Annotated in this window: 15 protein-coding genes; 2 read left to right on the top strand and 13 right to left on the bottom strand. The window is 42.0% G+C overall.

Annotated features, from left to right (window positions below):
• The first annotated feature begins 150 nt into the window (after positions 1-150).
• The gene (locus tag AAFH98_RS14455; RefSeq protein WP_342523531.1) at positions 151-2280 is read left to right on the top strand and encodes an amino acid permease; all 2130 of its coding nucleotides are present in this window, start codon (positions 151-153) and stop codon (positions 2278-2280) included.
• A gap of 196 nt (positions 2281-2476) precedes the next feature.
• Here the strand turns inward: AAFH98_RS14455 and AAFH98_RS14450 are convergent, their stop codons facing one another.
• The 13 genes from AAFH98_RS14450 to hisS all read right to left on the bottom strand — a co-directional run bounded on the left by AAFH98_RS14450 (position 2477) and on the right by hisS (position 12505).
• Positions 2477-4210: a Na(+)/H(+) antiporter subunit D gene (locus AAFH98_RS14450; RefSeq protein WP_342523530.1), complete on the bottom strand. Its 1734-nt coding sequence runs from the start codon at positions 4208-4210 to the stop codon at positions 2477-2479.
• Positions 4200-4415: a hypothetical protein gene (locus tag AAFH98_RS14445; protein WP_342523529.1), complete on the bottom strand. Its 216-nt coding sequence runs from the start codon at positions 4413-4415 to the stop codon at positions 4200-4202. Before AAFH98_RS14445 ends, AAFH98_RS14450 begins: the two co-directional genes overlap by 11 nt.
• 11 nt (positions 4416-4426) lie before the next feature.
• The gene (locus AAFH98_RS14440; protein ID WP_342523528.1) at positions 4427-5902 is read right to left on the bottom strand and encodes a monovalent cation/H+ antiporter subunit D family protein; all 1476 of its coding nucleotides are present in this window, start codon (positions 5900-5902) and stop codon (positions 4427-4429) included.
• A gap of 21 nt (positions 5903-5923) precedes the next feature.
• On the bottom strand, positions 5924-7423 hold the full coding sequence (locus AAFH98_RS14435; RefSeq protein WP_342523527.1) for a complex I subunit 5 family protein: 1500 nt from the start codon (positions 7421-7423) through the stop codon (positions 5924-5926).
• Positions 7420-7788, bottom strand: coding sequence for a cation:proton antiporter subunit C (locus AAFH98_RS14430; RefSeq protein WP_342523526.1), 369 nt, complete (start codon positions 7786-7788; stop codon positions 7420-7422). The genes AAFH98_RS14435 and AAFH98_RS14430 overlap by 4 nt, the downstream gene beginning before the upstream one ends.
• On the bottom strand, positions 7781-8221 hold the full coding sequence (locus AAFH98_RS14425; protein ID WP_342523524.1) for an MnhB domain-containing protein: 441 nt from the start codon (positions 8219-8221) through the stop codon (positions 7781-7783). Before AAFH98_RS14425 ends, AAFH98_RS14430 begins: the two co-directional genes overlap by 8 nt.
• Positions 8211-8498 (bottom strand): hydrogen gas-evolving membrane-bound hydrogenase subunit E, encoded by a 288-nt coding sequence (mbhE, locus tag AAFH98_RS14420; RefSeq protein ID WP_342523522.1) that lies wholly within the window; start codon positions 8496-8498, stop codon positions 8211-8213. The genes AAFH98_RS14425 and mbhE overlap by 11 nt, the downstream gene beginning before the upstream one ends.
• A 17-nt stretch (positions 8499-8515) precedes the next feature.
• Complete coding sequence (locus tag AAFH98_RS14415; RefSeq protein ID WP_342523521.1) at positions 8516-8761, bottom strand: Na(+)/H(+) antiporter subunit B; 246 nt, start codon at positions 8759-8761, stop codon at positions 8516-8518.
• Between the two features lie 4 nt (positions 8762-8765).
• Positions 8766-9083: a monovalent cation/H(+) antiporter subunit G gene (gene mnhG, locus AAFH98_RS14410; RefSeq protein WP_342523520.1), complete on the bottom strand. Its 318-nt coding sequence runs from the start codon at positions 9081-9083 to the stop codon at positions 8766-8768.
• The gene (locus AAFH98_RS14405) at positions 9076-9351 is read right to left on the bottom strand and encodes an MrpF/PhaF family protein (protein ID WP_342523518.1); all 276 of its coding nucleotides are present in this window, start codon (positions 9349-9351) and stop codon (positions 9076-9078) included. The genes mnhG and AAFH98_RS14405 overlap by 8 nt, the downstream gene beginning before the upstream one ends.
• On the bottom strand, positions 9351-9860 hold the full coding sequence (locus tag AAFH98_RS14400; RefSeq protein WP_342523657.1) for a Na+/H+ antiporter subunit E: 510 nt from the start codon (positions 9858-9860) through the stop codon (positions 9351-9353). The genes AAFH98_RS14405 and AAFH98_RS14400 overlap by 1 nt, the downstream gene beginning before the upstream one ends.
• A 365-nt stretch (positions 9861-10225) precedes the next feature.
• On the bottom strand, positions 10226-11230 hold the full coding sequence (locus tag AAFH98_RS14395) for a hypothetical protein (RefSeq protein WP_342523517.1): 1005 nt from the start codon (positions 11228-11230) through the stop codon (positions 10226-10228).
• Between the two features lie 15 nt (positions 11231-11245).
• On the bottom strand, positions 11246-12505 hold the full coding sequence (gene hisS, locus AAFH98_RS14390; RefSeq protein WP_342523516.1) for a histidine--tRNA ligase: 1260 nt from the start codon (positions 12503-12505) through the stop codon (positions 11246-11248).
• Positions 12506-12650: 145 nt separating this feature from the next.
• Here hisS and AAFH98_RS14385 point away from each other — a divergent pair, with 145 nt between their 5' ends.
• Positions 12651-13028: a GxxExxY protein gene (locus tag AAFH98_RS14385; protein WP_342523515.1), complete on the top strand. Its 378-nt coding sequence runs from the start codon at positions 12651-12653 to the stop codon at positions 13026-13028.
• The last annotated feature ends 35 nt before the right edge of the window (positions 13029-13063 follow it).

The following is a 13063-nucleotide window of genomic DNA, read 5'->3' as shown; positions in this document are numbered from 1 at the left end:
CTTCCTTGGTATGTAATAATGATTAGTTTTATATGAAATTTAAACCTGTTTATTGGTGTTGGACTGTTCCCCCCAATAGGTAAGAATCCTTTTAGAAGATAAACGAATTTCTTAAACTCAGTTGCAAAATTATTATCACAAAAAATGAATATGAAACACGAAAAATTAGATAAACAATTAGGTCTGTGGGATGTATATGCCATTGCCACAGGAGCGATGTTTAGTTCCGGTTTTTTCTTGCTCCCTGGTATTGCGGCAGCGGAGACTGGTCCCTCTGTGTTTATCGCTTATTTGGTATCGGGATTACTTGTATTGCCAACGATGTTCAGTGTTGCAGAATTAGCCACGGCTATGCCTAAAGCAGGCGGGACCTATTATATTATTGATCGTAGCCTGGGGCCTGTTATGGGCACGGTTGGAGGTTATGGTTCGTGGTTAGCCTTAGTATTGAAAAGTGCTTTTGCTTTAATTGGGATGGGGGCCTACATTTCAATATTTGTTGAGCTACCCATTGTTCCGGTAGCGGTAGTGTTGACTCTTGTTTTTGGGATTCTAAACATTGTAGGAGCTAAAGAAACTACCGCCTTACAAAAAATATTGGTTGCCGCCCTGATAAGCATTATGACTTTTTATATTGCCCAGGGTTTGTTCTCAGTTTTTTCGGTTGATTTCTTTGAAGTTACTCGGAATCAATTTACGCCACTTTTTATTGGTGGGGCTACTGGATTTTGGGCTACAGTAGGGATGGTTTTTGTATCCTATGCGGGATTAACAAAGGTTGCCAGTGTGGCCGAGGAAGTAAAAAATCCCGATAAAAATATACCATGGGGCATGTTCCTCTCTATCATGTCGGCCATATTTGTATATGTTGCTGGTGTGTTTATTATGGTTTCGGTGTTGGACCCCACTGAATTTAGAGAAGACCTTACTCCTGTTGCCACAGCCGGAGAAGCTTTTATGACTTGGTTGCCCGGTGACTTGGGTCTAATACTTGTTGTAATCGCTGCAGTAGCTGCATTTGCCTCTACCGGAAATGCAGGAATTATGTCAGCTTCTCGTTACCCGTTGGCAATGGCACGCGACAAGCTTATTGATAGCCGGTTTTCAAAAATTGGTACAAAGGGTACTCCGGTAATTGCCATTATTGCCACTGTTTTGTTGATGATTTTCTTTCTTGTAGCTTTTGATGTTGCCCAGGTTGCGAAGTTGGCCAGTGCTTTTCAGCTTTTGCTCTTTGGGTTACTAAATCTGGCTGTGATTGTGATGAGGGAAAGTAAAATCGAAGAATATGACCCTGGTTTTAATTCTCCGTTTTATCCTTGGTTGCAAATTATCGGGATGATTCTCTCGGGGATACTTATTTTAGAAATGGGATTACTTTCAATCCTATTTACTTTTGTGGTAGCTATATTTAGCGTTGGTTGGTTTTATTATTATGCCTATGGTGAAATTGACCGTGAAGGGGCTATATTTCATATTCATGCACGGTTAGGTGAACGAAAAGATACCGGACTTGAGCACGAGATGCGTGGTATTCTGAGAGAAAAGGGGCTGCGAGAAGAAGATCCTTATGAACAAGTAGTTTCACAGGCTACGGTTATTGATGAGACTAATGAACGACTGAGTTATAGGACGATTATAAAACAGGCTTCTGAGGTATTTGCAGAGCGGCTTGAATTGGACATGGATGAGTTGGTAGAGGATTTTTGTAAAGCACAAAACCTTGGGACTATACCACTTGGTAACAGTACGGTAATTAATCATATTCGGACAGATAAAGATTGTTATCCTCAAATGGTATTGGTTCGCATACCTCAAAGTATAACAGTATCAACTGAGGGATTTGAGATTTTAGATGAGGATAAAACTGGTGATTTTGAAAACTTACGTGCAATTATCTTTTTGGTGAGTTCGAAAGAGAGATCCGGTCAACATTTACGGATACTTGCTCACTTGGCAGAAATGATTGATTCGAAACGTTTTATTGAGCGATGGAGAGAAGCGAAAAATGAATCTGAGCTAAAAGAAATACTGCTTAGGGATGAGCGATTTATTAATATTTCTGTTAGTAAGGATAATATTACACGCAAATTTATAGGCAAGAGTATTAAAGAAATTGATTTGCCAGGTGAGAGTTTGATAACGATCATAAAACGCAATGGAGAGATCAATATTCCTCATGGACACACGATTATTAAAGAAGATGACGAACTTTCTATCATCGGTGAAACAGAGGATATAGAAGCCGTTAAAGAATGGCGAAAATCAGAAGAAGGGTAAATAACACAAAGGAATAAAAAAGAGCTGCATTATTTGGTCTGGTGTAGGACTGGATGATGCAGCTTTTTTATTTGGGATAAAATCGAGCAAGACCAGATTAAACAAGAGGGGAGAGAACTTAAGCCCAACTTTTAACCATAGTTAGGCTTAAGTAAAAAGACAAGAGCTTTGGTTGCTATTCCTTTGTCAATTTAGACTATAATAAGACTACTAAGCTGGCGACGATAAATCCGAAAAGGATAAATGCCAGGGCCGCACCAATGGAAGCCGAGAAGTCGTCTGATTTGATTTCTTTCTTCCCATCAGGGTTGGACGAGCCGAATGGTAACAGCTGCAGTGGATTTTTGGAAAAGCGTGATAGTCCCCCTGCAATTTTGAGAGAACGTTGCTCAACAAAGCCATAAAAACGGTTGGGAAGTTCTACAAAAGCATATTGAACTGCATCAGCCGGACGGCGATAGAACCAATCTGTATCAATGGCGATGTGTGGTGACCCTTCCAGCTTTTTGCGGAGTAACCAGAATCCTACAAAAGTAAATACCAGTATCTGCATCATCTCCACAAAGTGGTAGATGGTGTAGGGCGTATAGTCAACAGCGTAGGGTAGATAGTTGTACAGCAGAGCGGGATAAACGCCGAATAGCGTACAGAAAAAGGCGCCCATACCCATTGCTATCTTCATGTTTAATGGGACGTCGGAGACGCTAAAATCACTCTTCTTTTCACCAAACCAAGTGAAGTATGGAAGTTTGAGGCCGGTGTGTAAGAACGTACCAACTGATGCCAAAATAAGCAGTAACATAATCGTCGGGAGGTGAGCTGCACCGGCAGCACTTACCACCATTGACTTACTGATAAATCCATTAAAGAAGGGGAATCCGGAGATAGAAAAAGCTCCGATCATATACAAGCCTACAACTACTGGCATCTTCTTGGCAAATCCTCCAAGTTCTGTAAGCTTGCTTTTGCCGGTCGCATAAATAACGGCACCGGCTCCCATAAATAGTAGTGACTTGTATAGGATATGACTAAAGGCATGTGCCGTAGTTCCATTGATGGCCATTTCGGTACCAATGCCAACACCGGCTACCATATACCCAACCTGACTGACAATGTGATAGGCCAGAATTTCGCGGATGTCGTTTACAAGTACCGCGTAAACGACTCCGTAAAGCGCCATGGCTACTCCCCAGTAGATTAAGATATCCCAGCCGGGGAATAATCGAATTAATACATAGACCGCTGATTTTGTGGTGAAAGCACTCATAAATACAGCACCGGTAATGGTTGCTTTCGGATAAGCATCAGCTAACCAAGCGTGCAAGGGAGGAATCGCTGAGTTCAACCCAACCCCCAGCAGCATGAAAACATTAGCGACGGTATAGGTCTGTTCTAAACTTTCGATAAGGAATGATCCGCCTCCGTTAAGGTGCAGTAAAATCCCAGTCATAAACAGGCCACCGCCAAAAATATGAACAAGAACATATCGCATTCCAGCCTTGTCAGAAGCTTCAGTTTGTCGGGCCCAGATCAACCAGGTTGAAGCGGCAGCCATGATCTCCCAGAAGAAGAATAGGCTAAAGAAATCACCGGCAAAGGTAACACCAAGGGCCCCACCGGCATACGCAAGGGCAGAAGTCTGCTGGCCAAGGTCTTTGATATGAAAAGCGTAAATACCACCAATAATGGCAATCATTACAAAAATCGTCCCAAAGATACGACTTAGGGCATCCACGGTAAGCAGGTGCAGCTCATAACTGGCAAAAGGCAGTTGAACTAAGCTTCCTTCAGGGAGTGTCCACAGTACGCCCAATGCGATCAATGGAAATAGTATAAATGCGGAACTGCGTATGCGTTCCGGGATCAGCGGAAGCAGAAATGCCCCTAAAATAAGTATTATTGCTGGTACTGAAAGAAGCTCAACGATCATAGTAATCTTCGTCGCTTAAAATGAAAAATTTGCCTAACCATTTTGAGATGTAGATGATAGCAACGCATCCCACAAATCCCCAGATGGCATAAAAAGCCGGGATGTGGTTCCACCAGTGGGAGTCATAATCAGCTAAAAAAGTAAACTCCAGTATTAAACTGATGAGAAAAACGATGCCAAGCGCTATCCAATGCCACTTCTTCATAGGTACAAGTGTTAAAAAATGGTTGAAGCTATTTCTGTTGCTAAGTCAAAAAAGTTGAAAAACAGGTCGGGATAAATCCCAAATAATACCGAAAGTATTGCGGTACCTGTGAGCGGAACGACCATGAAAGGCGAGGCCTCGGTGTGGCCTTCAAGTTCTGGACCGCCTTTCTTAAAATACGCTCGATGAATAATGGGAAAGAAATATCCCACATTCAGCAATCCACTAATTACTAATATGATAAGTGGAATCATCATGTCGCCTTCTAAGACACCGGCTCCAAGGTACCATTTACTTACAAATCCATTAATGGGGGGAATGCCGGCCAATCCCATAGAGCCAATCGTAAAGGCTCCCATTGTCCACGGCATAACACTGGCAATGCCGTTCATGTTGCTAATATCCTTTTTGTGCAGATTTACCATAATAGCACCGGCACAGAAAAACAGGGTAATTTTCATGGTAGCGTGTGTTGAAATATGCATGATGCTACCAATCAGTCCTGTTTCGGTTAGCAGGGCCGCACCTAACACAATGTAAGACAGATGTCCTACTGTTGAGTAGGCCAATCGTCGTTTAAGGTTGTCTTGGGCAAAAGCTAATAGTGATGCTACAATAACGGTAAAGCCTGCCAAGACCATCAAAATTTCATTGAGTCCAAAGGTTGCCATAACATCGGGACCAAAGATAAATCCTATCACGCGAATAACGCCAAACACTCCGGATTTTACTACGGCCACTGCGTGGAGCAGGGCACTAACGGGAGTAGGGGCTGCCATTGCTGAAGGTAACCAGCTGTGTAGTGGCATAATGCCTGCTTTTACCCCAACACCGCCTAAAAAGAGCAAGAAAATCGTTACGGCCATTGAGTGCGATAGTTCAACATCGCCAAAAATACCGCCGGCCTGGAAATCGAGCGTTCCAGTAATAGAGTAAGTGATTCCCGCTGCAGCAATAAGTAAGAGTCCGGCTGTAAGGGTGTATGTTAAATATTTTCGCCCGGCTGCAATGGCTTTTTTGTTTTCGCTGTGGATGACCAACGGATAAGTAGCCAGAGTCAGCATCTCATAAAAGATAATGAAGGTCAGCAGATTACCTGAAAAGGCGATCCCGATTGTTGAAGATAGACAAATGGCGAAGCTGGCAAAGTAGCGGGTTTGTTTTTTCTCGTCATGTCCCCGCATATAGCCGATAGAATAAAAGGACGTAAATATCCATAAGCCCGAAGCAATAATTGCAAAAAATACACCAAAAGAATCAGCTTCGAGCACCAACGGTAGATTGGGAGCAATCTCCAAGAGCGTAATTTTGACGGTTTCACCATCTAAGGCTGAGGGAACAAGCGTAAGGACAAGCAGGAATTTGATTACTCCAGCTGCTATCGTCCAGAATTCACGAAGATTCGGCTTGTTAGAACTCAGCAATATAAACGGCACCGCGGCAAGCGATACCAACACTGCTAATAAAGGGATATACGTAAGCTCCATGTTGCTAAATAAATACTTAGATTAAAATCCTGCCGGGAACATTGTTACAATAATATCAACGATGTAGGCATTGAAAATACCGACAATTAACAATCCGAGTGCCATGACCCCCATGGGCATCATCATACTGAAGCCCACTTCGTTCTTTTGTACTGCGGGAGATTCAATTTCAGATGCTTGTTCTGCCTCGGGATTTCGCAAATACACTTTTTCTAAAATTCGGAAGAAATACACCGCATTAAGCAGCGAACTAATCAGAATCACAGCTAATAATAACCAACTGCTATTTTCAATGGTCCCCAACGCGAGGTACCACTTGCTAAAGAATCCTGCCAGTGGAGGCAAGCCAACCATCGAGATCGCTGCCGTAGTAAAAGCAGCCATGGTCCACGGGTATTTTTTGCGATAACTATCATCAAATTTTGTAATCAGCGAGTGACCTTCTTTCAGTCGCATGCTTCCGGATACCAGAAATAAGAGCGCCTTCATCAACGCGTGATTTAATACGTGCAAAATGGCGCCAATAAATCCAAAGGGATTAGCCAGGCTTAAGCCCATAATGATATATCCAATCTGGGAAACACTGCTGTAGGCCAACATTTTCTTGAGTTCGCTTTGCGCAATAGCCATGATAGAACCGTAGAGGATGCCAATACCTGCAAAAATCCCAATAACTGTTGTCACCGGCAGTGCAGCATCAATCAGCTCTACTCCGAATAGAAATAAAACAACACGAAATAGAATGTAGGCCGCTACCTTGGTGCCAATAGGGGCAATTATAGCTGATGATGTTGATGAAGCATAAGTATAAGAATCGGGTAGCCAGCCGTGTAACGGGAATAACGCCGCTTTTACGCCAATACCTATAACCATTAATATGATGGCTGCAATGACTGATGAATGTCCTATTACCTGCGGCAGCATCGCACTCATATCAATAATATTGAGCGTACCCGTGACGGTATATAAAAACCCGACGCCTAATAGATAGAGCGAGCCGCCCACTGTACCAATGATCAGATAGCGGAAAGCGGCATAAGGGGCCCGTTTTTCACCAATGGCGATTAGCGCATAGCTCGAAAGAGATGAAATTTCTAAGAATACATACAGGTTAAAAAGATCACCGGTAAGGACCATACCATTAAAGCCAAGCATCATCAGCATGGCAACAGCAAAGTATCCCGTTAGTTTACCAGGAAACTCATTTTGACTGATCTTTTTAGAGTGGATCAGAACGAGAAAGGCGATGGCATTAATGACTAATACGATGAAAGCTGCTAACCCATCATAAACAAACTCAATGCCAATGGGCGGCGACCATCCTCCAAAAAAGTAGCGAATGGTTTCACCGGTTTGGAGTAAATATATTAACCCATACGCCGAAAGGGCGGTAGCTATTCCAGAGCCAAGCAGGGCAAGATGCCACGTTACTTTTCTTTTCCACAGCCCGATGACTGGGATTAGAATCGCAAATAGAATATATGTAATGGGGATTAACGCCGGTATCTCTGATCCAATCATTGAATCTTATCTAAAAGTTCTTCTTCGTTGAGTGTTTCGTAGCGATTGTAAATCGTTATGATGAGTGCCAGTGCTACGCCCAATGTTGCTACACCTACTACAATAGCGGTAAGCATCAAGGTGTGTGGCAAAGCGTTGAGGTAATTTGAAACTTCGCTTACAGGTATTCCCTTTGCTTTAACCGGAACCGTAGCACCCTTTTTCATCGCTACAGATACAAAAAATAGAATTACCGCTGCTTGAAAAATGGATAGACCAATAGTCTTCTTTACAAGATTCTTTTTAAGCAGCATGCCATATAACCCGATCGCCAACAAAATAAGGGTAAACCAATAGGCATAATGGCCCATAAAGAAATCAAGCATAGTCTTCACCTTTTACCATGTTATCATAAATAAGTACCAGTACTGTCATAACGGTGATACCGATCCCCAGCTCGATAATTAAAATGCCCCAATACCGCAGATCTGCGGCTTCAAGGCCGGGAATAGGCAGCTGTTCGTAGTCCAGAAAATACCCGCCGTAGAGAAGAGCTACGAGCCCCGTACCAAAATAGATAAGTACGCCGAGTGCAGCATAGGGCGTAGCCAGGTACTCTTTAAATTGTAAGCTTGAAATTTCGGTACCACTGGCAATGCGAACAAGCAGTAATGAAGCAGCCAAGAGTGTACCGCCCTGGAATCCACCGCCGGGTGAATAGTGTCCATGAAAAATTACATAAAAGCCAAAAAGCATGATGTATGGACTCAAAAAGCGAGCTCCATACAGTATAATGGGACTGTGTTCTTTATTCGTCATCGTTTTGCCCCCGTTTTCTGAGTAATAAAAAACAGATTAATCCCGCCGAAAAGATAACGATTTGTTCTCCAAGCGTATCAACACTACGATAGTCTCCCAAAATTACGGTTACAATATTGGGCGTGTGGGCATCATGGTATGCTTCACGGATGTAGTAGTTGCCCGGAACTTCCGTGCCAGTAATACTTTCTCGCTGGTTCATTTGGTTATCAGGATTGCCGCGTAGGGGCAAATCGGAAGCAGCATACAGCAGCACCGTCGTAAATGTAATGATCAAAAGTAATTTTAGGTACTTCAATCGACTGTAGTAAATTTAGTTTGAAAAATTGCTATCACAAGTAATATGCCGGTTACTCCGGCTCCAACTACCGCTTCGGTAAAGCCTACATCAACAGCACCCATTGTGGTAAACAGTAAAGCCATTAAAAAGCTAAAAATGGTGAGCATCACAACGGCGATAAGCAGGTCATCTGCTTCTAATGCGATGTAAGCCGTAATCAAGAGAAAAAAGAATAATATAAGTTCAAGTGCCCAGTACATTCAGTTAATCTTTTTTGTTATCAAGAAATCTGGGTGAGAGTCCGGAGTTGTATGCCGCTCGAGCTAAGGCATGTGCTCCGATGGGATTTGCCAGCAATATAAATAGTAGTACTAAAGATAGTTTAGCGCTGTTGATGGTCAATCCTTCAAAAATGATGAGTCCGATGATAATTAGCATCATTCCCAGCGTATCACTTTTACTGGTAGCGTGTGTACGTGAATAAAAGTCGGGAAGACGTATGGTGCCAATACTTCCTATCAGCAGGAAGAATATCCCTAATACAACAAAAATAATGGTTAAGACCGAGCTAATATCAATCATCGAAGCGTACCTTGGTTGTTGAAAAGTATTTTGCAATAGTCAGGGAACCAATAAATCCAAGGATAGCGTATGCCAATGTAATATCGATAAACATACCAATGCGGCCGAATACGTAGCCGATAAGGCAAATGAGAACAATTGTTTTGGTAGCGATGGCATTAGTACCGACAAGACGGTCGAACACCGTTGGTCCCTTTAATACCCGGTAAGCGGGAACAGCAATAATGGCCGTTAATATTACAGCACTATACAGAAAGAACGATTCCATTAAAGCTCCTCCTTGGTTTTAATAACTTCAAAATCAGATATTACTTTTCGTTCCTCACTGGAAAATAGCTTTAACACTTTTTTAGGCATTTCATCACTTGCAATTCCTTCAAAAGAAGCTGTTGAGATAGCATGTACAATAAATTCATCTTCATTGATGTCAACAGTAAGCGTTCCAGGTGTTAGGGTGATGGAATTTCCCAGTATCATTTTGCAGTGTGGATTGGGAAAGTTGACTTTGAACCGCACAACAGTTGCCTGTATAGGCAGGGAGGGACTGAGTAATATTTTTGCCACTTCTATTCCCGAAATAATAATTTGCACAATCAACCAAATAAAATAGTAAGGAGCATAAAAAAACCGGAGATCTTTAATGATGTCTGTCTCATTCTCATAGAAAGAAAAGGTTTTTAGCTGGTAGTTGATCCCCATAACAATACCAACACTTAGCAGCCCCATAATGGTATGCGTGATATCAAAAAAACCACTCATGAGATACCAAAATCCCATTAGGCTTAAAAAAGATATAATTAGGCTCTGTACGGATAACTTCAAAGTCAGATCAATTATATATTGAAAGAATTTTTTTGCGGCTCTTAAAATATTAAAAAAGGAGAATCCCCCGAAATTAAATTATTGGTTGTACCTCGAGAGGTTCACCGAGAACTGTAATCTTGAAAGAATGAAATTACAGGAGCAAAAGCCGCTTTTGAGTATTGAACTCAAATTTAATGGGTAGAGAATATAAACTGTATTTCAGATTTCCAAAATTGTTCACCCATCAGAAACAGATTTTTCTTAAAAGATGTAAATGGTCTATATAATCTTCACTATTTCATGTTGGGTTATCGTCGGAGGAAGGAAAACCTTAACTGTTACTCTTCAATTTGTGGGTTTAGAATAGTGCCGGTGAGATTTATCGTAATAGTACCATTTTTGTTAGGTAAAGAGATATTTAAAAGACGTTCTATATTTGTCAACATATTCGCAAATTGCTCAGAAAACTGTGACAGTGATAGCCGGGTATTATACAGCTGAGCCTTTGTAAAAGGCTGTTCGTTTTTTATGGAACCATCCACCGAAAATAACGCTAACTCTGATTTGAGCTCTGTGCTGATATTAAGTGTATCCCCAGTTGTTGCTGGCTGACTATTCAGCTCGGCATATTCAAAGGGAATGGCATCTGTATTATATCCAAATCCCTTAATAAAAAAACTGTATCGGTCCTGAAAAGAAGAAGGGGGCGTCCAAACCAGGGAATTTAACCGGATGTTATGTGTTCCGTTAGTCCAAAAGTTTGTTTTTGAACCAGAAATAGTCCCCGTATAGTGCAGCTGTTTTGCTGTTGCTTTAATAAGAAATGTGTTGGGCAGCGAAATTGTCGTATTTTTACTGTTTATTTCCAGCGAGTGGTTGCTTTGAAATGGGATCTGGTTAATTGCATTTCGCAATCCATCAAGTACATTGCCCCGGTAGGCTATGGTGAGAGAATCGGACTTTATTTCATTTCGATCAGTTCGATTGGTATAAGAGGGGGTGGCAACGGTAATGACCGCATGTTCTAACTGTTTGAGTCCATATTCGGCGCCACCAAAATAGATATTAAGGAAATCCCAATAACCAAGGTCTAATATAAGTTTTTTGCCCCGTTCAATATGATTGCCGAAAATAATGGCCAGGTCCTCAATGGTGATATCAGCCGAGAACGGGGTAATGGTTATATCGGAATAATTTATTGAGATCGTTTCTTCCTGCTCATCATATTCCTGCAGGGCTTTGGTTATCTGCTGTTCGGCCTGATTTGCAGCAACAAAATGGTATCCAATAAGAGCAATAATGAATACCAGAATTCCTATGAGATAATAGGTTTTAGTTTTCATAGGACATGGTGATTATCAGTTGGTCAACTTATTCATGATCTCCTCAAAGCTATAGCTGTCTTCTTCGCTGGCCTTCATATTACGGAGTGTAAACTTTCCTTCGGCCAGTTCATTGCCGCCCACGATGATAACGTGACGTGCATTTTCACGGTCGGCATCTTTCATTTGGGCTTTAATAGAGCGGCCGATATAATCCATAGAGGCAGAAAGACCAGCCTCACGTAATTTAGGTAGATGGTTGATCCCCCATTTACGAGCTTCTTCACCGAGTGTAACGATATAGACGTCAAGCATTTCTTCTTCGACTAAATCAATGCCTAATTCTTCGCAGGCAATAAACAGGCGTTCAATACCGGCTGCAAATCCCACAGCGGGCGTATGTTGGCCGCCAATTTCTTCGATCAGTAGATCGTAACGTCCGCCGCCACCGAGTGCATCTTGAGCTCCTAAATCGGGACTGATGAGCTCAAAAGCCGTGCGTGTGTAGTAATCGAGTCCGCGTACCAAATGCGGATCTTCTTCATACGTAATATCTAATTCTTCCAATAGTTCTTTAACACGAGCATAATGTTCGGTCGTTTCTTCCGTCAGGAAATCCGTAATAACCGGAGCGTTTTCAATAAAAGGTTGATCTTCCTCTTCTTTAGAATCGAGGATTCGCAGCGGATTGTTTTCGAATCGTCTTTGGGATACTTCGCTCAATTCCGAAAGGTTGGGACGAAAGTAATCTTTGAGTGCTTCTGTGTAAGCTTTTCGACTTTCTGGATCACCGACCGAGTTAATTTTTAGCGTAGTATTACTGATGCCGACACGATCATAAATAGCCATCATCAGCGCAATAATATCGACGTCGGCAGCGGGATCGTCGGCGCCGATTATTTCGGCTCCAAACTGGTGGAATTGGCGCTGGCGTCCTTTTTGGGGTTTTTCCGCACGAAACATCGGTCCGATATAGTAGAGATTTTGTGTGCCGCCGCGTTGTTCTAAGTGATGCTCGACAAAGGCGCGTGCTACTGGTGCAGTGCATTCGGGACGTAGTACGTATTGATCCTCACCACGTTCAAAGGCAAACATCTCTTTGGAGACGATATCAGTCAACTGACCCACGCCGCGAGCGATAAGTTCGGTTTGCTCCATGATAGGCGTGCGGATCTCCTCGAAGTTAAACTTTTTTGCTTCTTCGTGGATGATGCGTTCAAGTGCTTGCCATTTTCCTACTTCGTCGGGCAGGATGTCCACCATCCCCACATGCGTACTAAACGTCGGTTGCGCCATGAAATTAAAATCGATTCGGTTCTAAAAATAATTCGCTCCAAAGATAACGGTCTGGTGATAGAAATTCTCACTCAATTTTGTAAGGGTGAGGCACAATATCGGTCTTACTTATAGTTAGCCACAGATAAACACTGATATTAGACTGATGAATACGTATAAATACCACAAGTTAACTCGAAAAATTATTAAGGGATATTATGAAGTGTATAATGAGTTGGGTAAGGGATTTCTTGAATCTGTATATGAAAGGGCGATGCAAATTGTTTTGGAAAATGATTTGGAGTTAGATGTTTCTACTCAACAAGCTATTCAGGTTCAATTTAGAGATAGAGTTGTAGGGCATTATCAAGCTGATTTGTTAATAGAGAATAAAGTAATCGTTGAACTAAAGGCTGTTTCTAAGTTATTACCTGAACATAAAGCTCAATTGATTAACTATTTAAAAGCAACAAATATCGAGTTAGGGTTGCTAATGAACTTTGGTGACAAACCAGAGTTTAAACGGTTTATTTTTGACAAATGACGAGGCCACAGATTTTCACAGATTCAAACAGATCA

Source organism: Fodinibius sp. Rm-B-1B1-1, from assembly GCF_038594945.1.
Lineage (GTDB): Bacteria > Bacteroidota > Rhodothermia > Balneolales > Balneolaceae > Fodinibius > Fodinibius alkaliphilus.
Note: the sequence above shows the minus strand (reverse complement) of the source record. Positions and strands in the feature narration are given on the sequence as shown.